We start from the raw sequence: 20,026 nt of genomic DNA on the forward strand, positions 1-20,026 counted from the left end.
GCCCCGGACCCCGGACGGGCTGATTTCAGCCCCTCCGGCGCTTGAGGAGCGGGGTCCGGGGCGGAGCCCCGGTTGTGGGAAGGGGCGGGTAGGGGAAAGGCCCGCCGCAGGCGCGACCGCCGCGGTCAGCCGACCATCGCCCGCTCCTCCGCGGAGGGCGAGGCCGCCGCCTCGCCCCTGGGCTCGGCCACCCGCTCCCGGGCCTCACCCCGGTGCGATGGGTCGTGGACCTCCCCGACCAGCTTCTCCAGGACGTCCTCCAGGGCGACCAGCCCCAGCACCGTGCCGGACGCGTCGGCGACGGCCGCCAGATGGGAGGCGGCCCGGCGCATCACGGTGAGCGCGTCGTCCAGCGGCAGCTCCGCCCGCAGCGTCTCGATCGGATGCCAGACCCGCTGCGGTACGGCCCGCTCCGGGAACTCCAGCTCCAGGACGTCCTTCACATGCAGATAGCCCATGAAGGCGCCGCCGGGGCCGCACACCGGGAAGCGCGAGTAGCCGGTGCGCACGGTCAGTTCCTCGATCTGCCGGGGGGTGACCGAGGGGTCCACGGTGACCAGCCCCGCCGGGTCCAGGAGGACATCGGTGACCGGGTGGCTGCCCAGCTCCAGGGCGTCCGCGAGCCGCTCGTGCTCACCGGGGTCGAGCAGCCCGGCCTGCCGGGAGTCCTCGACCAGATGGGTCAGCTGCTCACTGGTGAAGACGGCCTCGACCTCGTCCTTGGGCTCCACCCGGAACAGCCGCAGCACCAGCCGGGCACACGCCCCCAGCAGCGCGGTGACCGGCCGGCACAGCCGTGCGAAGCCGACCAGCCCGGGGCCGAGCCACAGCGCGGTCCTGTCCGGCGCGGCCATGGCCAGGTTCTTCGGCACCATCTCGCCGATGACCAGATGGAGGAAGACGACCACGGCGAGCGCGATGGCGTAGCCGAGGGGGTGCACCAGCTGCCCGGGGAGGTGAACGGCGTGGAAGACCGGCTCCAGCATCTGGGCGACGGTCGGCTCGGCGACCGCGCCGAGGGTCAGCGAGCAGATGGTGATGCCGAACTGCGCGGCCGCCATCATCTGCGGCAGGTTCTCCAGGCCCGTCAGCACCGTACGGGCGCGCGCGGAGCCCTCGGCCGCACGCGGCTCGATCTGGCTGCGGCGCACCGATACCAGGGCGAACTCGGCGCCCACGAAGAAGCCGTTGGCGAGGACCAGCAGAACGGCGAAGAGAAGCTGTACCAGACTCATCGTCCGTCCGCCTTCCCGGCCATGGCGGGGACACTCATCTGTGCGGGCGGCGTACCCGTACGGACGATGCGCACCAGCTCCGCCCGGTGGTGGCCGACCTGCCGGACGGCCAGCTTCCAGCCGGGCAGCTCGGCGGTGTCGCCGGGGGCGGGGATCCGCGCCAGCAGATCGGCCACCAGCCCGGCCACGGTCTCGTACGGCCCGTCGGGCGCGTCGAGGCCGATCTTCCGGCGCAGGGTGTCGACACGGCAGCCGCCGTCGGCGTCCCATGCGGTGCGGCCGTCCTCGGTGTGGGTCTGCACCAGGTCGGGGTTCTCCGCGGCCTCGTCGTCGTGCTCGTCGCGCACCTCGCCGACCAGCTCCTCGACGATGTCCTCCAGGGTGACCACACCGGCCGTGCCGCCGTACTCGTCGACGACCACGGCTATCGGCTGCTCGCTGCGCAGCTGCTCCAGCAGCGGCTGGACCGGGAGCGTCTCGGGGACCAGCACCGGGGGCTGGGCGATCCGGCTGACGGGTGTGCGCAGCCGGTCGTCGGTGGGCACCGCGAGGGCGTCCTTGAGGTGCACCATCCCGATGACCTCGTCCAGCCGGTCGCGGTAGACGGGGAAGCGGGACAGCCCGGTGGCCCGGGTGAGGTTGAGCACATCCACGGCGGTCGCCGTGGAGTGCAGCGCGCTCACCCGCACCCGCGGGGTCATCACATGCTGCGCGGTCAGCTCGCCCAGGGACAGGGTCCGGACGAACAGATCGGCCGTGTCCTGCTCGATCGCGCCGGCCCGCGCCGAGTGGCGGGCGAGCGAGACCAGCTCACCGGGGGTGCGGGCGGAGGCCAGCTCCTCGGTGGGCTCCACGCCCAGCGCCCGCACCAGCCGGTTGGCCACGGTGTTGAGCAGGGAGATCATGGGCCGGAAGAAACGGGCGAAGGCGTACTGCGGGCCCGCGACGAAGCGCGCGACCTGGAGCGGCCGGGAGACCGCCCAGTTCTTCGGCACCAGCTCGCCGATGACCATCTGGACGGCGGAGGCCAGCAGCATGCCGAGGACGACGGCGACACCGGAGACCGCGCCGTGCGGCAGTCCGGTCGCCTCGAGCGGCGCGGTCAGCAGATGGCCGAGCGCGGGCTCGGCGAGCATGCCGACGATCAGTGAGGTGATGGTGATGCCGAGCTGGGTGCCGGAGAGCTGGAAGGACAGCTCGCGCAGCGCCTCGACGACGGTACGGGCGCGCTTGTCGCCCTCGTCGGCGGCTCGCTCGGCGTCCGGCCGCTCCACGGTGACCAGGCCGAACTCGGCGGCCACGAAGAAGCCGTTGGCGAGGATCAGGACAAGTGCCGCGGAGAGCAGCAGAAGGGACAGGGTGATGCTCATGCCGCCGCCTCGAGGTCGGCGGCGGCGCAGGTACTACAGGACGATCCGTCCATCTGCGGAGGGAGTCACTCCTCGGGTCGCAGGGGAGCCCGCCGAGGCACACGCGGACGTGCGCACAGACAGAGGCGGGGCGGGGCACCGTTCGGCCCCGGCAACAGAGTAATCAAGGATGGGGCGTGTCGGGCAGGCCCCTCGCGCCGTTGGAGTGCCGGGCGGTTCACCGGCCGGTTGGCCAGGACCCGCCCGGCACCGGGCGGAAGCGGACGTAAAGGGGCAGCTCAGCACGGATGGGGCCGGGCGGCCCTGCCCGATGGCTCAGTCCACGGCACGGCCCGTTCCGAAACGCTCGGCGAGGGCCCGCAGAGCGCGCGCGTCGCTGATGGCGCGTGCCTTGGCGATACCCGGCTGAATGCCCATCGCGGGCAGGCTGGTGCCGTCGGCGAGGTCCAGATAGACCCAGGGGTCGCCGGGGCGCAGATTGACCCGGAGCACCTCCGCCCACTCCAGCCGGCGCTTGGTGGTGAGGTTGACCACGGTCACACCGTCCTCCTCGGCCACCACCTTGGGGCGGCTGAGCAGCGTCAGCACCCCGAGGAACAGCAGTCCGGTGACGATGAAGCTGGCCCGCTCCCCCGGCCCCAGCCGCTCCAGCAGCAGGGCCACGGTCGTGAGGACGACCAGGACGGCGACACCGACGGTCATCAGGACGGCCCGGGTCCTGGTCGGCCGGAAGGTGACGGGCAGGGCGGGCGTGGGCGCGGCGGCGGACACGTGGTCGGCCTCTCGGGTGGGAGGGTGTGCTTGCTGGAAGGTGGGGCGCGGGCGGGCCGTCAGAGGCGGCAGGCGTGGATGCCCGTGGTGAGGATGGCCCGTGCCCCCAGGTCGTAGAGCTCGTCCATGATCCGCTGGGCTTCCCGGGTGGGAACCATCGAGCGGACCGCGACCCAGCCCTCGTGGTGCAGCGGGGAGACGGTGGGCGACTCGAGGCCCGGGGTCAGCGCCACCGCGCGCTCCACCTGCTCCACCCGGATGTCGTAGTCCATCATCACGTAGCGCCGGGCGACCAGGACGCCCTGCATCCGGCGGAGGAACTGCTGGACCTTGGGGTCGTCGGCGGGGGCGCCGGTGCGGCGGATGACGACCGCCTCGGACTCCAGGATGGGCTCGCCGATGATCTCCAGCCCGGCGTTGCGCAGGGTGGTGCCGGTCTCGACCACATCCGCGATGACCTCGGCGACACCGAGCTGGATGGCGGTCTCCACGGCGCCGTCGAGGTGGACCACGGCGGCGTCCACGCCGTTGTCGGCGAGGTGCTTGGTGACCAGTCCGGCGAAGGACGTGGCCACCGTCATCCCGCCGAACTCGCCGACGTCCTTCGCCGTGCCGGGGCGGGTGGCGTAGCGGAAGGTGGACCCGGCGAAGCCGAGCTGCATGATCTCCTCGGCCTGGGAGCCGGAGTCCAGCAGCAGATCGCGGCCGGTGATGCCGATGTCGAGCCGGCCGGAGCCCACGTATACGGCGATGTCACGGGGGCGGAGGAAGAAGAACTCCACCTCGTTCTCCGCGTCGACGAGGACCAGTTCCCTGCGGTCCTTGCGCTGCCGGTAGCCCGCCTCATGCAGCATCGCCGACGCAGGCTCGGACAGTGAACCCTTGTTGGGGACGGCGATGCGCAGCATGAGTGCTCTTTCCTTCGGTGGCGCGGCGGGTGAGGGTGCTGATGGGGTGATCAGAGGTGTGCGTAGACGTCGTCGAGGGTCAGCCCCTTGGCGACCATCATCACCTGAAGGTGGTACAGGAGCTGGGAGATCTCCTCGGCGGTCGCCTCGTCGCTCTCGTACTCGGCGGCCATCCACACCTCGGCGGCCTCCTCCACGACCTTCTTGCCGATGGCGTGCACACCGGAGTGGACCAGCTCGGCGGTGCGGGAAGTGGCGGGGTCGGCCGTGGCGGCCTTCTTCTGGAGCTCGGCGAAGAGCTCCTCGAACGTCTTCTTGGGCATCGTGTCCGTCATCCTACTTGGGTCACGGGACCCGGTTCAGCGCCAGGGTTCGGCGACCGACCGCAGGGTGGTGGCGGTGGCGACGGCCGCGGTGACCGCCTCATGGCCCTTGTCCTCGCTGGAGCCCGCGATCCCCGCGCGGTCGAGGGCCTGCTCCTCGGTGTCGCAGGTCAGCACGCCGAAGCCGATGGGGACTCCGGTGGCCACGCTCACCTGTGTGAGCCCCTGGGTGACGCCCTGGCACACATAGTCGAAGTGCGGGGTGCCGCCGCGGATGACGACTCCCAGGGCCACGATCGCGTCGTAGCCGCGGCCCGCGAGCACCTTCGCGACCACCGGCAGTTCGAAGCTGCCCGGCACCCGCAGCACGGTGGGCTCGTCGATGCCGAGCTCTCCGAGCGCGCGCAGGGCTCCGTCGAGCAGCCCGTCCATCACCTTCTCGTGCCACTGTGCGGCGATGACGGCGACGCGCAGGTCCCCGCAGTTCTTCACGGACAGTTCGGGGGCGCCCTTACCGCTCACGTCTCTCCTCGGCATTTCTCCAGCAGCGCTGGTGTGCGGGTCGTACAGGTGTGCTTGAGGTGGTGGTCACTGGTTGCCGCAGGCCGATACGGGTTCGGCGCGGTCGCCGTCCAGCCAGGGCAGGTCATGCCCCATTCGGTCCCGCTTGGTGCGGAGGTAGCGGAGATTGTGCTCCCCGGCCTGGACGGGCATCGGCTCCCGGCCGGTGACCCGCAGCCCGTGCCGGACCAGCGCGGTGGTCTTCTCCGGGTTGTTGGTCATCAGCCGCAGCGAGCGCACGCCGAGGTCGGCGAGGATCTCCGCGCCCGCGGCGTAGTCCCGCGCGTCGGCGGGCAGCCCGAGCTCCAGATTGGCGTCCAGGGTGTCCCGGCCCAGCTCCTGGAGTTCGTACGCGCGCAGCTTGGACAGCAGCCCGATACCGCGCCCCTCGTGGCCGCGCAGATACAGGACGATGCCACGGCCCTCGGCGGTGACCCGCTCCAGCGCGGCGTGCAGCTGGGGGCCGCAGTCGCAGCGCAGCGAGTGGAAGACATCGCCGGTGAGGCATTCGGAGTGGACGCGGACCAGCACGTCCTCGCCATCCTGGAGGTCGCCCTGGACCAGCGCGATGTGCTCGACGCCGTCGGACGCGCGGTAGCCGTACGCCCGGAAGTCGCCGAAGGCGGTGGGCAGCCGGGTCTCGGCCTCGCGCCGCACCAGCGGTTCGGCGGGCTTGCGGTACGCGATCAGATCGGCGATCGAAACGATCGCCAGATCGTGCTTGCGGGCGAAGGCGACCAGGTCGGGCAGGCGCAGCATCACGCCGTCCTCCCCCGCGATCTCGCAGATCACGGCCGCCGGGCGCAGTCCGGCCAGCCGGGCGAGGTCCACCCCGGCCTCGGTGTGGCCGTCGCGGGCGAGCACCCCGCCGGGGCGGGCGCGCAGCGGGAAGATATGGCCGGGGCGTACGAGGTCGCCGGGGGTGGTGGCCGGGTCGGCCAGCAGCCGCAGGGTGGTGGCCCGGTCGGCGGCGGAGATCCCGGTGCTGACGCCGTGTTCGGCGGTGGCGTCCACCGTGACGGTGAAGGCGGTCCGCATCGACTCGGTGTTCTCGTCGACCATCTGCGGAAGCCGGAGCCGGTCGAGGTCGGCGCCCTCCATGGGCGCGCAGATGAGCCCGCGGCACTCGCTCATCATGAAGGCGATGATCTCCGGGGTGATCGTCTCGGCGGCGGCGACGAGGTCGCCCTCGTTCTCCCGGTCCTCGTCGTCCACGACGACCACGGGACGGCCCGCGGCGATCTCGGCGATGGCCCGCTCGATGGGGTCCAGCGCGAGCTCGTCGGGCCAGTGCGCGGCCCGCAGAGCGGGGGCCGGTGTGCTCGGGTCCGGGCCGGTGGCCGCGGATGGCTCGCTCATGCTGTGCCCCTCGTACGGTCCGGCGGCCGCGTGCGCGACGCTCATGCTGTGATCTCCTTCTCCTGCGTGCCGTTGTCCCGTCCCAGCAGCCGCTCGACGTATTTGGCGAGCACGTCCACCTCGAGGTTGACCGGGTCCCCGGCCTGTTTGACGCCGAGCGTGGTGAGCGCGAGGGTCGTCGGGATGAGGCTGACGGTGAAGTAGTCGGGGCCCGCGTCGACGACGGTGAGGCTGATGCCGTCGACCGTGATCGAGCCCTTCTCGACGACATAGCGGCTCAGTTCGGCGGGGAGCGAGATCTTCACGATCTCCCAGTGCTCGGAGAGCTTGCGGTCCACGATGGTGCCGGTGCCGTCCACATGGCCCTGCACGATGTGGCCGCCGAGCCGCCCGCCCAGCGCCATGGGGCGCTCCAGGTTGACCCGGGAGCCGATGTCGAGCGCCGAGAGGCTGGAGCGGTTCAGGGTCTCGGCCATGACGTCGGCGCTGAACCGGGTGCCCTCCGCGTCCTCGGTGATGTCGACGACGGTGAGACAGACCCCGTTGACGGCGATGGAGTCGCCGTGCTTCGCCCCCTCGGTGACGACGGGGCCGCGCACCTGGAAGCGGGACGCGTCGCCGAGGTGCTCGATGGCGACGATCTCACCCAGTTCTTCGACAATTCCGGTGAACACTTCAGTTCTCCTCGGCGAGGGGGGTGGGGGCGACGGGAACGGCGGTGACGCGCAGGTCCGGGCCGAGCCGAGTGACATCGGCCGTCTCCAGGCGCAACGCCTGCGCGATGGTCGTGATTCCGGCGCCGGCGAGGGCCGCGGGGCCCGCGCCGAGCAGGACGGGGGCGAGATAGCCGACGACCTTGTCGACGACGCCGGCGGCGAGGAACGCGCCGGCCAGGGTGGGCCCGCCCTCCAGCAGGACGGAACGCACCCCGCGGTCGTGCAGCTCGGCCAGGAGCGCGGGGATCCGCAGGCCGGTTTCCGCGCGTGGCAGCCTTACGGTCTCCACGCCCGGCCGCCGGGGCAGATGCCCGATACCGGCGTCCTCGGCGACCGCGATCAGCGTGGGCGCGGTGTCGTCCAGCACCCGGGCGCCGGGCTTGATGGTCGCGCGGGTGTCCACGACGACCCGCAGCGGCTGGGTGGCGTCCTCCCGGCCCCGTACGGCCAGCTGGGGGTCGTCGGCGCGCAGGGTGCCGGAGCCGACCACGACGGCGTCGGCCTCCGCGCGCAGCCGGTGCACATCGGCGCGCGACTCGGGGGAGGTGATCCACCGGCTGGTGCCGTCGGCGGCGGCGCTGCGGCCGTCCAGGGTCGCGGCGAACTTCCACAGCACGAACGGGCGGCCGCGGCGCATCGAGGTCAGCCAGGGTTCGTTGACCGCCTCGGCCTCCTCGGCGAGCAGTCCGGCGTCGACCTCGACCCCGGCGGCTGCGAGCGTCGCGGCACCGCCCGCGGCTTGCGCGGTCGGGTCGGCCACGGCGTAGTGGACGCGGGCGATCCCGGCGGCGATCAGCGCCTGGGAACAGGGGCCGGTACGGCCGGTGTGGTCGCACGGTTCGAGGGTGACGAGTGCGGTACCGCCTCGGGCCCGCTCCCCCGCCGCGCGCAGCGCGTGGACCTCGGCATGCGGACCACCGGCCCGCTGATGCCAGCCCTCGCCGACGACGCGGCCGCCGACGTCGAGGATGACGCAGCCGACGGCGGGGTTGGGGCTGGTGCGGCCGATGCCGCGGGCGGCGAGCGCGACAGCATGACGCATCGCTTGAGCTTCGGCTGCGGTGGCCACCGGGTCCTCCTGCCTCTTCGGGCACGGACTCCGGGGCTGTCGAGATGACATGGAAGCGGAAACGCCACCGTCAGCACGCCGGGTCGACGGAACGCCCGCATCCCGCATCCGCGAGAGCGGGCCGCCGAGGCGGCGCACCCGTGATGTCGCTACCGCCGCGCACTGCCTCCCATCCGGACTTTCACCGTCGGTCCAGGAATTTCACCTGGTCAACCGGCCGCTGGCGGCGGACGGGTCGCGGACTGTAACCGCCGGTTCGGATTTTCACCGACCCCGGAGTGCGCTGACGTCACTGGTACGGGCCCAGTGTGCCATGTCCATCAGCGCAGGTGGGAGGCGACCCCCATGTGGCCTCGCTCACCCGCCGAGCACTGACCCCGGCTCCTGGCCGCCGGTCCCTGCCCCCCGGGGGGCGGATTCCCCACCCCGCCCCTTCCCGAACCGGGGGCACGGCCCCCGGCCCCCCGGCAGCGCGGGCACTTCACCCGCCGACACCCCGGAGGCCACCGCAGCCACTCGCCGCGGGCCCACCCCCGCCCCTGCCATCGGTGGGGCAGCGGGACCCCGGACGAGGCACGCCCCCGGCCCCCGGGCAACCCGGACGCTTCAGTCACCGGCCGCCCGAAGGCGCCACATGTGGGGCGGCGCGGGGCCTTGCGGTGTGGGGCCGGTTTCGGGCGGGGCGGGGGCTTGCCGTCCGTTCGGGGAGGTGGGGGGCCGTTACCCCTGGGCGATGCTGTCCAGTTGCTCCACCGCGGGCCGTAGCGCCCACAGGTCGCCGCCGGGCGGGGCCTGGAGCTTGTCCACCGCCGCGCGGGCCTCGCGGTCCCCGGCGTCGGCCGCCGCGTGGACGATGTCGCTCGCCGCGTAGGCGCGGAAGTCGAGCTCCGGGTACGGCCAGGGCTCGGCGCCGGTGGCCGCCGGGAGCAGCACGTCGACCGCCTTGAAGAGGTTCGCGCCGCCGGGCCCGGTGTAGTGCCACAGGTCCACCCCTAGGTGCTCGCCGATGGCGGCCATCCGGGTGTACGCGACGAGGTTGAAGGTCGAGTAGTGGAAGCTGCGGGTGCGGGCGAGTTCCTGGGGCTGGGTGCCGTCGGCCGCGATCTGGGTGTCGATGCGCTTGGCGCGGGCGTCGCGGAGCACCCGGCGGGCGAGGTCCCGGTCGCCCACGGCGGTGGCGATGGCGGCGATCTGCATGTCGTAGAAGGTGCCGTGGTTGTTCTTGGCGGCGCCCTCCTCCTTGCCGAAGTCGCTGTTCACCAGCCAGTCCAGGAACTGCTCATTCCAGCCGCGGAAGCCCTCGTGGTCGCTCTTGGACCAGCCGGGGGCGCCGGTGTCCAGGAGGGCGGCGGCGTCGAGGAGGCTGGTGAACGCCTGGGAGAAGTCGATGATCCCGATCGAGCGGCCGTCGTATTGGCAGGGGATGAACTGGGCGTGGTCGAGGTTCGGGTTCATCCGGGTCGCCGGGGTGACGAACCAGGTGCGCAGGATGTCGGCGGCGTGCTCGGCGTAGGCCCGCTCCCCGGTGTAGTACCAGGCCAGGGAGAGCTCGTAGGCGGATTCGAAGACCTTGCCGACCTCGGGACGGTCCGTCATCTTGTCCACGTCGGGGTTCCGTTGGCCATCCTTCTGAACGTAGGGGCAGCCGTACGGATTGTCCTCGGTCTTCGGCCGGCTCGGCCACCAGTAGGGCGCCTGGCTGAAGTAGTCGTGTTTGTCGCCGCTGGGCGGCACCTGGTCCTTGTCGGTGACCGTCCAGGGGCCCTGCTCCATCCACCGATCGGCCCGGGTGGTCAGATCGCGTACGGTCCGCCGCAGTTTCTCGTCCCCGAGCTGCAACTTCAGCTTGGTGAGGGACAGTCGGGGCCCGTCGAGCACCACCGTCCGGGGCACCGGCCCCGCGTGCGGGGCCCGCTCGGCACCCTGTGCGGAAGGGGCGGAGGGGATCGCCAGTACGGCCAGGAGGGCGGCGGTGGCAATGATCGCCCGGGCGAGCCGCCCACGTCCCGCTGGAGGTGCGCCCATCGAGCACTCCCATCAGATAGCTGAACGCTATTCAGAATCGAGATCGGGCTCAGAGTAGGGCGGCTCCATGAGCACGACAAGAGAGCGCGCAGGGGTCCGGTCGCCCGGCAGGGGCCCGGCACGCGGTCTACGGGGCGCCGAACAGCTCGTTCTGCGTCGCGTCCAGCGCCATCAGCACGGCGCCCCGCAGCACCCCGCCGCCGCCCACCGCCCCCGCGCGCACCCGCGTCCGCAGCGGTGACAGCCGGGCGACATGGTCCTCCACCCGCCCGGCGAGCCCATCGCCCCCGGCCCGGCCGACCTCGCCGCCGAGCACCGCGCACCCCGGGTCGAGCACCGCGCAGATCGCCGCGACGCCCAGCGCGATACGGGCCGCCAGCGCGTCCAGGAACGCCTCGCCGCGCTCCCCCGCCCCGAGGGCCGCGCGGATCACCGCCTCCGCCGCGCCGGAGCCCTCCGCGCCCGCCCCGCGTTCGCCGTACGCCGCGGCCACCAGGCCGTGCTGCTGGGCGAGTTCACAGACCGCGCCGCCGCTCACCAGCGAGTGGAACCCGCCGTCGCAACTGGTGGCGGAGGGCAGCTCCGAGGTGCCGGGCACCGGCAGAAAGCCGATCTCCCCGGTGCCGCCGGAGGCCCCGCGCCGCAGCACCCGGTCGAGCACCACGGCCGCGCCGATGCCATGGCCGAGCCAGAGCAGGACGAAGGTGTCGCGGTCGCGCACCGCGCCCAGCCGCTGCTCGGCGACGGCCGCGAGATTGACCTCGTTCTCCAGGAGCACCGGTGCGGCGAGACCGTCATGCAGCGCGGTGGCCAGCTCACGGTGCCAGGAGGGAAGCGCGCCGGTGGAGTTGAGCTCCCCGGTGGCGGGGTCGATGAGACCGGGGGCGCCGATGCCGATGTGGTGCAGCCGCGCCGCCCCGGCCCGTTCGGCGGCCCGCTCCACCAGGGCCACCGCGGCCGCCACGGTGTGCGCCGGATCCACGTCCGGGGCCACCGGGAGGGACTCCTCGACCAGGGTCCGGCCCAGCAGATCGGCCACGCATACGGCCACGCTGTCCGTACGGACGTCGACCCCGGCCACATGCGCGCTGTCGGCGACGATCCCGTACAGCCGGGCGTTGGGCCCCCGGCGCTCCGCGCCCGCCTCCCCCACGACCGCCACCAGCCCGGTCTGCCGCAGCCGTTCGACCAGGTCCGCGATGGTGGGACGGGACAGCCCGGTCAGCGACTTGAGCTGCCCCGCGGTCAGCGGCCCCTTGTCCTTGAGCAGATGCAGGGCCAGGCCGTCGTTGATGGCCCGCGCCGTACTCGGGGAGGCGGTGCGGCCCACCGCGGACACGCTCATCGAGGTCATGCCGGGATCCTTCCAGAAGGCCATCGGAAAAGCGCTATCTATCAGGGACCCTTCCTGATAGTTTCCGGTGGGCCACGGCACGGGCCGGGCACAGGCCGAGCACGGACCGGCGCTACGGGGAGGGTGCGACAGGTATGGGCAGGCTCAAGGAGACCGGGGCGTCCGAGATGCGCCCGGTACGGCGGGCACGGGTCGCCGTGGCCGCGGTGTTCGCCGTGCACGGCGCGGTGACCGGCAACTTCGCCACCCGTATCCCCTGGATCCAGGAGCGGCTGGACCTCAGCGCCGGTCAGCTCGGCCTCGCGCTCGCCTTCCCCGCCATCGGGGCCTCGCTCGCGATGCCCCTGGCCGGGCGGATCAGCCATCGGTTCGGCGCCCGCGCGGCGCTGCGCGGGCTGCTCGCCCTGTGGACCGCCTGGCTGGTGATGCCCCCGCTCGCGCCCGGTCTGGTCTGGCTGTGCGGTGTGCTTCTCGTCTTCGGCGCGACCGCGGGGACGTCCGACGTCGCCATGAACGCCCTCGGTGTGGAGGTCGAGAACCGCCTCGGCCGTTCGATCATGTCCGGGCTGCACGGTATGTGGAGCGTGGGCGCGCTCACCGGCTCGGCGGCGGGCACGGTCGCCGCACACGCCGGGGCCGACGCCCGGCTCCACCTCGGCATCGCCGCCGCGGTCCTCACGGTGCTCGGCGCGGTGGTCTGCCACTGGGTCCTCGACCTGCGCAGCACCCCCGAGGAGCACCCGCCGCCCCGGTTCGCCCTGCCGCCCCGCTCGGCGCTGATCATCGGCGCGGTGGGGTTCTGCGCGGTCTTCGCCGAGGGGGCCAGCCTGGACTGGTCGGCGGTCTATCTGCGGGACGTCCTGGACACCTCCCCCGGTCTCGCCGCCGCCTGCACCACCGCCTTCTCCTGCACGATGGCCGGCGCCCGGCTCGTCGGGGACGCGGTGGTGGGCCGCTTCGGGGCGGTGCGGACCGTACGGACGGGCGGCGTCCTCGCCACCGCCGGTGGCCTCCTCGTGGTCACCGCCTCCACTCCCGCCCTCGCCATCGCCGGATTCGGCCTCATCGGCCTGGGCATCGCGGTCGTGGTGCCCCTGGCCTTCGCCGCCGCGGGGCGCAGCGGCCCGGCCCCGAGCCAGGCCATCACGGGCGTCGCCACGATCACGTACACCTCGGGGCTGATCGCTCCGGCGGCCATGGGCTCGATCGCGGATCTGACCTCGCTGACGATTTCGTTCTGCCTGGTCACGACGTTGGCGCTGGGGCTGGTGGCGGGGGCCGGGGTGCTGCGGATCCCGGCCAGGACGGACGCCGCGGGCTCCGCCCCGCACTCCGACCCGTCCACCTCCCGGACAAGCCTTCCCTGACCCGGGGGCCGGGGCGGTGCACCGGCTGCCCGCACACCGCCATCGTTCGGTGAGCGCCGAAGTGATCCGGCCCTACGGTCGGTGATATGACCGACGACACGGGCGACGGCCCGGCGCCCGACCGCCACACCGCCTTCCACCGGCTCCACCACGCCGACCGGCCCCTGCTGCTGCCCAACGCATGGGACCACGCCTCCGCCGCCGCCCTCGTCCGGCGCGGCTTCCCCGCCATCGGCACCACCAGCCTGGGCGTGGCCGCGGCGGCCGGGCTGCCCGACGCGACGGGCGCCGCCCGCGAGGGGACGCTCGCCCTCGCCCGGGGCCTCGCCCGGCTTCCGGCGCTGGTGAGCGTCGATATCGAGGGCGGGTTCGGCGAACGGCCCGAGGAGGTAGCGGCGCTCACGGCCGAGCTGGACCGGGCCGGGGTGGTCGGCGTGAACATCGAGGACGGGCGCCCCGACGGCACCCTCGCACCGCTGGCCCGGCAGTGCGCGGTGATCGCGGCCGTCAAGGAGCGGGTGCCCCGGCTGTTCGTGAACGCGCGGACCGACACCCACTGGCTCGCCGCGCTCGACGGCGGCACCCCGCCCTCGCTGTCCACCACCGCCGAGCGCATCGAGGCGTATCTGCGGGCGGGCGCGGACGGCATCTTCGTGCCCGCGCTCACCGATGAGCAGGACATCGGCGCACTGGCCGACGACCTCGGCGAGACCCCGCTGAACATCCTCTTCGCGCCCGGCCGCCACACCTATGAGCGGCTGGCGGAGCTCGGGGTGCGGCGGATCAGCTGTGGTTCGCTGCTCTTCCGGGCCGCCCTGGACCGGGCCGTCGAGCTGGCCTGGACGATCGCCCACCCCCGCCCCGAGGCCAGGAACGACCTCGATCGGGCCGCTGACCTGCTCTCCTACGCCGAGGCACAGTCACTGGCCGGGGACTTCGCCCAGGACCCCGCCGAGGCCACCCCCGCATAGCCGTATGGCGCATATTTTCGGCCAACTAACATTGCTGCGATTCCCCGTAGCGATGAAGTGGAGCAGTCATGGGCCTCGGCGTGCGCTGGACCCTGCACGGCGATGGGCGCACCCCCGCCCCCGGCGCCGTCGTCAAACCGGATGAGCGGCTGTCATGGCCGAGAACGGTGGGGCTCGGCGCACAGCATGTCGTAGCCATGTTCGGGGCCAGCTTTGTCGCCCCGGTGCTGATGGGGCTGGACCCCAACCTCGCGATCATGATGTCCGGGGTCGCGACCATCCTCTTCCTGGTCGCGACCCGCGGCCGGATCCCCAGCTATCTGGGGTGCAGCCTGTCCTTCGTCGGTGTGGCCGCCGCGATCAGGGCACAGGGCGGCGGCAGCGGCGTGGTCACCGGGGCGATCCTGGTGGTCGGCGGGGTGCTGCTGCTGAGCGGTCTCGCGGTGCGGAGGTTCGGCGCCCGGATCATCCACGCGGCGATGCCACCGGTGGTGACCGGTGCGGTGGTCATGCTGATCGGGTTCAATCTCGCACCGGTGACCGCCGGTACGTACTGGCCCGCCGATCAGTGGACCGCACTGCTGACGATGCTGGTGACCGGGGCGGCGGTGGTCTGTCTGCGGGGCTTCTGGTCGCGTATCGCGATCTTCCTGGGACTGGTCTTCGGCTATGCGGTCTCCTGGGTCTTCGACCGCGTCTTCGGCAAGATCCACTCCGCCGGCGGCGGCGGACGGATCACCGACCACTGGCGGCTGGATCTGTCCGCCGTGGGCAAGGCGGACTGGATCGGTCTGCCCTCCCTGCACGGGCCCAGCTTCCACTGGTCGGCGGTGCTGGTGGCGCTTCCGGTGGTGATCGCGCTGATCGCCGAGAACGCCGGGCATGTGAAGGCGGTCGGCGAGATGATCGGCGATCCGCTCGACGACCAGCTCGGCACGGCGATCGCCGCGGACGGCGCGGCGACCATGATCTCCACCTCGGTCGGCGGCCCGGCCAATACGACGTACTCCGAGAACATCGGGGTCATGGCGGCCACCCGGGTGTACTCCACCGCCGCGTACTGGGCGGCCGCGGGCTTCGCGCTGCTCTTCGGGCTGTGCCCGAAGTTCGGCGCGGTGGTGGCGGCGGTGCCGGGCGGGGTGCTGGGCGGGATCACCGTCATCCTCTACGGCATGATCGGGCTGCTCGGTGCGCAGATCTGGGTGCACAACAAGGTGGATCTGCGCAATCCACTCAATCTGGTGCCGGTCGCGGCGGGCGTCATCATCGGCGTCGGCGGCGTCAGCCTGAAGATCAGCGACAACTTCGAACTGGGCGGGATCGCGCTCGGCACGATCGTGGTGCTGCTCGGCTACCACGTGCTGCGCGCCCTGGCCCCGGCCCATCTGAAGCGGCAGGAGCCCCTGCTGGACGCGGGCACCAGCGAATACGACAACGAGCGGCCGGCCTAGGGCCTGTGGTCACCTTCCCGTCGTCGCCCGCGGACGGGAAGGTGACCACAGGCCCTAACCCGCGGGGCTTTCCTCGTCCCGCGGGGCGAGGTTCTGAAGCCCCACCACCCGGAGCAGTTCGAGCCGCTCGGCGGACTCGCTGCCGGGGCGGGCGGTGTGGACGATCAGCCGCTGGGCGTGCTCCGAGCTCAGCAGGACCTCGCAGTCCAGCTCCATCGTCCCCACCACCGGATGGGTGAACCGCTTGACCGTGGAGTGCCGTATGGCCACCTCATGGTCCGCCCACATCGCCGCGAACTCCTCGCTCCCGGAGAGTAGTTCGGCCACCAGGGACGCCGGGCCCGGATCGTCCGGGCGGGCCGCGAGCACGGCCCGGAGGGTGGCCACATGGAGCCGGGCATGCTCCTCGATCTCCTCGCTCGGGAAGATCCCGGGGGTGTCGTCGCGCCGGGTGAAGAAGCTCCGGATGATGTTCCGGTCACCGGGCGGCCGCGCCGTGATGTCGCCGACCAGCGCCGCCGCCATCGCGTTCTGCGCCAGCACCTCGCCCCAGTCGGTGATCACCTGGGCCGGGGTGTCGTACAGCCGGTCCAGCACCCTGAGCAGACCGGGCCGCACATGCCCCGAGGTGCCGCGGTTACGCGGTGGCTCCTCCCCCACCAGGTGGAAGAGATAGTCGCGCTCGTCGTCGGTGAGCCGTAGCGCACGGGCCAGCGCGGTCAGCATCTGGCGGGACGGGCGCGGGCCGCGGGCCTGCTCCAGCCGGGTGTAGTAGTCCGGAGACATGCCGGCGAGCTGGGCCACCTCCTCCCGGCGCAGTCCGGGCGTACGCCGCCGGGGGCCGGGCGTCAGCCCCACCTCGGTGGGGCCGAGGCGGGCGCGGCAGCGGCGCAGGAAGTCCGCGAGTTCGGTTCGATGCACGCTCCCATGGTCGCCGCACCCGCCGCCCGTATCCAGGGTCTGCGAATCCCTGGATGGGGAGGTCTCTCCCGGTCCCGCCGGGACCGCCGCAGGCTGGGGCCGAGCGACGAACGAGAAGAAAGGCGGACGCTCATGCCTTTGATTCTGGTGACGGGTGTGACCGGGCAGGTGGGGCGGCGGTTCACCAAGCGGCTGCTGGAGCAGGCCGCGGCCGGTACCGAGGTACGGGTGCTGGTGCGCGACGAGGAGCGCGGTGCGCCCTTCGCGGCGCTGGGCGCACAGCTGTCGGTCGGCGATCTGCGCGAGGAGAAGGATCTGCGGCGGGCCACGGAGGGGGCGCATGCGGTGGTCAATATCGCGGCGGCCTTCCGCGGGGTGCCGGACGAGGAGGCGTGGGCGGTCAACCGGGACGCGGCGGTCGCGCTCGGGCGGGCCGCCGTCGAGGCCGGGACGAGCCGGTTCCTCCAGGTCAGCACCAATCTGGTGTACGGCGTCTCCCGCGGCCGGCCGTTCACCGAGGACGATGAGAGCAGGCCCGGCGGTCTGCTGTGGGGCGCCTACCCCGCCTCGAAGGCGGAGGCGGAGCGTGAGCTGCTGGCGCTGCACCGCGAGCACGGCCTCGATCTGCGGATCGGCAGCCTGGCCTTTGTGTACGGGGACGGCGATCCGCATGTGGACAACTTTCTGCCGCACTCACGGGACTGGGCCGGGGACCAGCGGCTCGCCATGGTCCACCACGCCGACGCGACAGCGGCGCTGCTGCGGCTGTTGCGCGCACCGGGCGGCTCGGCCGGTGGCTCGGTGTCGGGGCGCAAGTACAACATCGTCGACGACGCCCCGGCGACCGTCGTCGAAATCCACCAGCTCAAGGGCGCGCCGCTGCCCGAGGGCATGACCGAGCGGACGACCGACGACCCCTGGTTCGGGATCACCTCCAACCGCCGGCTGCGCGATGAGCTGGGCTGGCGGCCGCTGTATCCGTCGATGTGGACGGCCCGCGACGCGGGGGCGCTGTGACACGGCGGTTGACGGGGCGTTAGACCGTCCAGGGGAAGCGGCGGCGTACGGCGGGGACCGCACCGGCCCGGCCTGCCACTCTGACGTCCATGACGATGCCCACGCACACGCGGCCCGCACCGCGCACCGTGAGAAGCGCCGTGGCGCGCATGAGCGCGCTCGGCGCGGCGCTGCCGCCCGGGGACGGGGTGGCGGTCTTCAACGGGGTGTATCTGTCGGTCACCGAGGAGGTCGGCCGCCGGCTCGTGGACGGGTACTTCCAGGACCCGTCCGCCACCGAGGAGCTGGACGCGCGGTTCGCCGGACGCTATCTGGCGGCGGTCGACGCGGTGGCCACGGGCGGTCGGCCGCCCGCCTGCTGGCGGCCGCTGTTCCAGTCGCGGCGCCATCCCGGGGTCCGGCCGGTGCAGTTCGCGCTCGCCGGGATCAACGCCCATATCGGCCATGACCTGGCGCTCGCGCTCCTGGACACCTGCCGGGCGCGGGGTGTCGAACCGGACGCCCTGGAGGGCGACTTCGACCGGATCGGCGCACTGCTCACGGGGATGGAGGAGCGGATCAGGGAGGAGCTGATGCCCGGCCCCGACCTGCTGGACGTGGCCGATCCGCTCACCCATCTCATGGGCTCCTGGAGCCTGGAGAAGGCGCGGGAGGCCGCATGGGCGGCGTTCCGCGCGCTGTGGGGGCTGCGCGGGCTGCCGGAGCTGGCGGCGGAGTTCGCCGAGCGCGTCGACACGACCGTGGGCCTGGTCGGGCGCTTTCTGCTCACGCCCCTGCCGTCGGCGCCCTGAGGTTCCGCGTCCTGAGATCCGCCGTCCGCGTCCGGGATCCGGGCCCCGCCGGACCGGCTCAGTCCTCGGGGAGCTCGACGGGCGCGATCTCCTCGTACAGATCGCCCGGCCCGGGGTTCTTCGGGTCGGTGGTGCCGCCGAAGCGGTGCATGACGCCCCACACGGCGTTGAGCGCGGTCTGGACGGCGCCCTCGGCCCAGCCCGCCGTCCAGGAGATGTCGTCGCCCGCGAGGAAGACACCCCGCTTGTCGGCGGGCAGCCGGTCCTGCATGAAGTGGGTGAACAGCCGGCGCTGGTAGCGGTAGTGGCCGGGCAGATTGGCCTTGAACGCGCCCATGAAGTAGGGCTCGTTCTCCCAGGACACGGTGATGGGGCTGCCGATGATGTGCTTGCGGATGTCGACGTTCGGATAGATCTCCGAGAGCGACTTGAGCATGACCTCCATCCGCTCGTTCGCCGACAGCGGCAGCCACTTGAGGCTGTCGTCGCACCAGGTGTACGAGAGGCAGATCACGGCGGGCCGGTCGGGGCCGTCGTCCAGCAGATAGGTGCCGCGGGTCATCCGGTCGGTGAGCGTCATGCTCATCGTGTCCCGGCCCGTCGTCTCGTCCTCGTCCAGCCAGAACGGCCGGTCCACGGGGACGAAGAGCTTGCTGGACTCCATGTAGTGGGTGCGCTCGATCGCCGTCCAGTGGTCGATCGGGAAGAGCGAGTCATCGCAGTCGATCTGGGAGAGCAGCATCCAGGACTGCGCGGTGAAGACCACAGCCCGGTACGAACGGATGTCGCCGCTCGCGTCGGTCACCACGACGCGGTCGCCCGCGGCCCGGTGCAGCCGGGTCACCGCCGGGCGGGGCGCACCGCCGTGCAGCGAGGCCAGCGAGGTGCCCTGGGGCCAGTGGACGATCTTCCCGGGCTCCCGCTCCCACAGCCGCAGCGGAAGCTGCTGGCTCCCGCCGACGATGCCGCGGTGGTGGTCGTCGGCCTCGGTGTAGACGACCCGCAGGATCTCCAGGATGGAGTTGGGGAAGTCGGTGTCCCAGCCGCCGGTGCCGAAGCCGACCTGTCCGAAGATCTCCCGGTGCCGGAAGGAGGTGAAGGCCGTGGAGTCGCAGAGGAAGCCGTAGAAGGTCTGGTTGTCCAGCTTCTCGACCAGCCGGGACCAGATCTCCCGGATCCGGGGCACGTCCCGCTCGCGGATGGCGCGGTTCATATCGGAGAAGTCCGCGCCCTCCTCCAGACAGGCGCTCCAGGCGTCGGCCACCTCGCGGTAGACCGGCGGCAGATCGTCGATGGTGCGGGCGTAGTGGGACTCGCCCTTGAGGTCGACGACGGTCGAGGGGGTGTCGGGGGCCAGCGGGTTGGGGAACGGCCTGGTCTTCAGGCCCACCAGGTCGATGTAGTGCTGGAGGGCGGTGGAGGACGGCGGGAAGCGCATCGCGCCCATCTCGGCGGTCAGCGAGTCGTCACAGCCGTCGAAGCCGACGGTGCGCAGCCGCCCGCCGATCCGGTCCGCCTCGTAGACCACGGGCCTCAGGCCCATCTTCATCAGCTCGTACGCGGTGACGACCCCGGAGAGACCGCCGCCGACGACCGCGACCTCACTGCCGTGCTCGGTCGCGGGTATCTGGCCCAGACCGGCCGGGTGGGCGAGGTAGTCGTCGTAGGCGTACGGGAAGTCCGGGCCGAACATGGTGACCGGCGGAAGGGCGTCGAGGGCCCGCTCTTCCTGCTGGTCATGGACGGCGGTGGGCACCGTGGACGTCATGAGGTACGGACTCCTTGCTGCTTGGTGCTCAAAGGGTGGTTCGGGGTGC

18 protein-coding genes and 1 riboswitch are annotated in these 20,026 nt (G+C 72.4%); of the genes, 5 read left to right on the forward strand and 13 right to left on the reverse strand.

Annotation, left to right across the window (positions count from 1 at the left end):
• Positions 1-125: 125 nt before the first annotated feature.
• From AB0E24_RS27815 to AB0E24_RS27865, 11 genes are all read right to left on the reverse strand, one after another.
• Entirely contained in the window at positions 126-1,235 is a 1,110-nt protein-coding gene (locus tag AB0E24_RS27815) for a hemolysin family protein (protein ID WP_079259685.1), read from the reverse strand.
• Positions 1,232-2,599 carry a hemolysin family protein gene (locus AB0E24_RS27820; protein ID WP_069869885.1) on the reverse strand — a complete coding sequence of 456 codons (1,368 nt, stop codon included), beginning with the start codon at positions 2,597-2,599 and terminating at the stop codon, positions 1,232-1,234. The genes AB0E24_RS27815 and AB0E24_RS27820 overlap by 4 nt, the downstream gene beginning before the upstream one ends.
• A gap of 321 nt (positions 2,600-2,920) precedes the next feature.
• Complete coding sequence (locus AB0E24_RS27825; RefSeq protein WP_359381006.1) at positions 2,921-3,376, reverse strand: PH domain-containing protein; 456 nt, start codon at positions 3,374-3,376, stop codon at positions 2,921-2,923.
• A gap of 59 nt (positions 3,377-3,435) precedes the next feature.
• Positions 3,436-4,284, reverse strand: a complete 849-nt coding sequence (gene hisG / locus AB0E24_RS27830; RefSeq protein WP_069869828.1) for an ATP phosphoribosyltransferase — start codon at positions 4,282-4,284, stop codon at positions 3,436-3,438.
• A gap of 50 nt (positions 4,285-4,334) precedes the next feature.
• Positions 4,335-4,607 carry a phosphoribosyl-ATP diphosphatase gene (locus tag AB0E24_RS27835; RefSeq protein ID WP_037951821.1) on the reverse strand — a complete coding sequence of 91 codons (273 nt, stop codon included), beginning with the start codon at positions 4,605-4,607 and terminating at the stop codon, positions 4,335-4,337.
• 36 nt (positions 4,608-4,643) lie between these two features.
• On the reverse strand, positions 4,644-5,129 hold the full coding sequence (gene ribH, locus AB0E24_RS27840; RefSeq protein ID WP_079259683.1) for a 6,7-dimethyl-8-ribityllumazine synthase: 486 nt from the start codon (positions 5,127-5,129) through the stop codon (positions 4,644-4,646).
• A 66-nt stretch (positions 5,130-5,195) separates the two neighbouring features.
• The gene (locus tag AB0E24_RS27845; RefSeq protein WP_359381343.1) at positions 5,196-6,527 is read right to left on the reverse strand and encodes a bifunctional 3,4-dihydroxy-2-butanone-4-phosphate synthase/GTP cyclohydrolase II; all 1,332 of its coding nucleotides are present in this window, start codon (positions 6,525-6,527) and stop codon (positions 5,196-5,198) included.
• Positions 6,528-6,568: 41 nt separating this feature from the next.
• A complete protein-coding gene (locus tag AB0E24_RS27850) occupies positions 6,569-7,201 on the reverse strand; it encodes a riboflavin synthase (RefSeq protein WP_079259682.1) in 633 nt (210 codons plus the stop codon).
• Between the two features lies 1 nt (position 7,202).
• A complete protein-coding gene (gene ribD / locus AB0E24_RS27855; RefSeq protein WP_069869826.1) occupies positions 7,203-8,312 on the reverse strand; it encodes a bifunctional diaminohydroxyphosphoribosylaminopyrimidine deaminase/5-amino-6-(5-phosphoribosylamino)uracil reductase RibD in 1,110 nt (369 codons plus the stop codon).
• 155 nt (positions 8,313-8,467) lie between these two features.
• Positions 8,468-8,598: riboswitch (FMN riboswitch) on the reverse strand.
• A gap of 434 nt (positions 8,599-9,032) precedes the next feature.
• The gene (locus AB0E24_RS27860; protein ID WP_359381013.1) at positions 9,033-10,337 is read right to left on the reverse strand and encodes an alginate lyase family protein; all 1,305 of its coding nucleotides are present in this window, start codon (positions 10,335-10,337) and stop codon (positions 9,033-9,035) included.
• Between the two features lie 127 nt (positions 10,338-10,464).
• A complete protein-coding gene (locus AB0E24_RS27865; protein ID WP_100809119.1) occupies positions 10,465-11,691 on the reverse strand; it encodes an ROK family transcriptional regulator in 1,227 nt (408 codons plus the stop codon).
• A gap of 134 nt (positions 11,692-11,825) precedes the next feature.
• Here AB0E24_RS27865 and AB0E24_RS27870 point away from each other — a divergent pair, with 134 nt between their 5' ends.
• From AB0E24_RS27870 to AB0E24_RS27880, 3 genes are all read left to right on the forward strand, one after another.
• A complete protein-coding gene (locus AB0E24_RS27870) occupies positions 11,826-13,058 on the forward strand; it encodes an MFS transporter (RefSeq protein WP_359381016.1) in 1,233 nt (410 codons plus the stop codon).
• A gap of 86 nt (positions 13,059-13,144) precedes the next feature.
• Complete coding sequence (locus AB0E24_RS27875; protein ID WP_359381019.1) at positions 13,145-14,029, forward strand: isocitrate lyase/PEP mutase family protein; 885 nt, start codon at positions 13,145-13,147, stop codon at positions 14,027-14,029.
• Positions 14,030-14,097: 68 nt separating this feature from the next.
• On the forward strand, positions 14,098-15,480 hold the full coding sequence (locus AB0E24_RS27880) for a uracil-xanthine permease family protein (RefSeq protein ID WP_359381022.1): 1,383 nt from the start codon (positions 14,098-14,100) through the stop codon (positions 15,478-15,480).
• 54 nt (positions 15,481-15,534) lie between these two features.
• Here AB0E24_RS27880 and AB0E24_RS27885 read toward each other — a convergent pair whose 3' ends face one another.
• Positions 15,535-16,401, reverse strand: a complete 867-nt coding sequence (locus AB0E24_RS27885) for a helix-turn-helix transcriptional regulator (RefSeq protein ID WP_347234417.1) — start codon at positions 16,399-16,401, stop codon at positions 15,535-15,537.
• Between the two features lie 132 nt (positions 16,402-16,533).
• On the opposite strand from AB0E24_RS27885, the gene AB0E24_RS27890 reads away from it, so the two are divergent.
• Together AB0E24_RS27890 and AB0E24_RS27895 are read left to right on the forward strand one after the other, a co-directional pair.
• Positions 16,534-17,418: an NAD-dependent epimerase/dehydratase family protein gene (locus AB0E24_RS27890; RefSeq protein WP_232636778.1), complete on the forward strand. Its 885-nt coding sequence runs from the start codon at positions 16,534-16,536 to the stop codon at positions 17,416-17,418.
• A gap of 89 nt (positions 17,419-17,507) precedes the next feature.
• On the forward strand, positions 17,508-18,209 hold the full coding sequence (locus tag AB0E24_RS27895; protein ID WP_079259676.1) for a DUF5995 family protein: 702 nt from the start codon (positions 17,508-17,510) through the stop codon (positions 18,207-18,209).
• 58 nt (positions 18,210-18,267) lie between these two features.
• Here AB0E24_RS27895 and AB0E24_RS27900 read toward each other — a convergent pair whose 3' ends face one another.
• Positions 18,268-19,977, reverse strand: a complete 1,710-nt coding sequence (locus tag AB0E24_RS27900; protein ID WP_102936781.1) for a flavin monoamine oxidase family protein — start codon at positions 19,975-19,977, stop codon at positions 18,268-18,270.
• Positions 19,978-20,026: the final 49 nt, after the last annotated feature.

The sequence above is a fragment of the Streptomyces malaysiensis subsp. malaysiensis genome (assembly GCF_040653035.1).
GTDB classification, from domain to species: domain Bacteria; phylum Actinomycetota; class Actinomycetes; order Streptomycetales; family Streptomycetaceae; genus Streptomyces; species Streptomyces malaysiensis.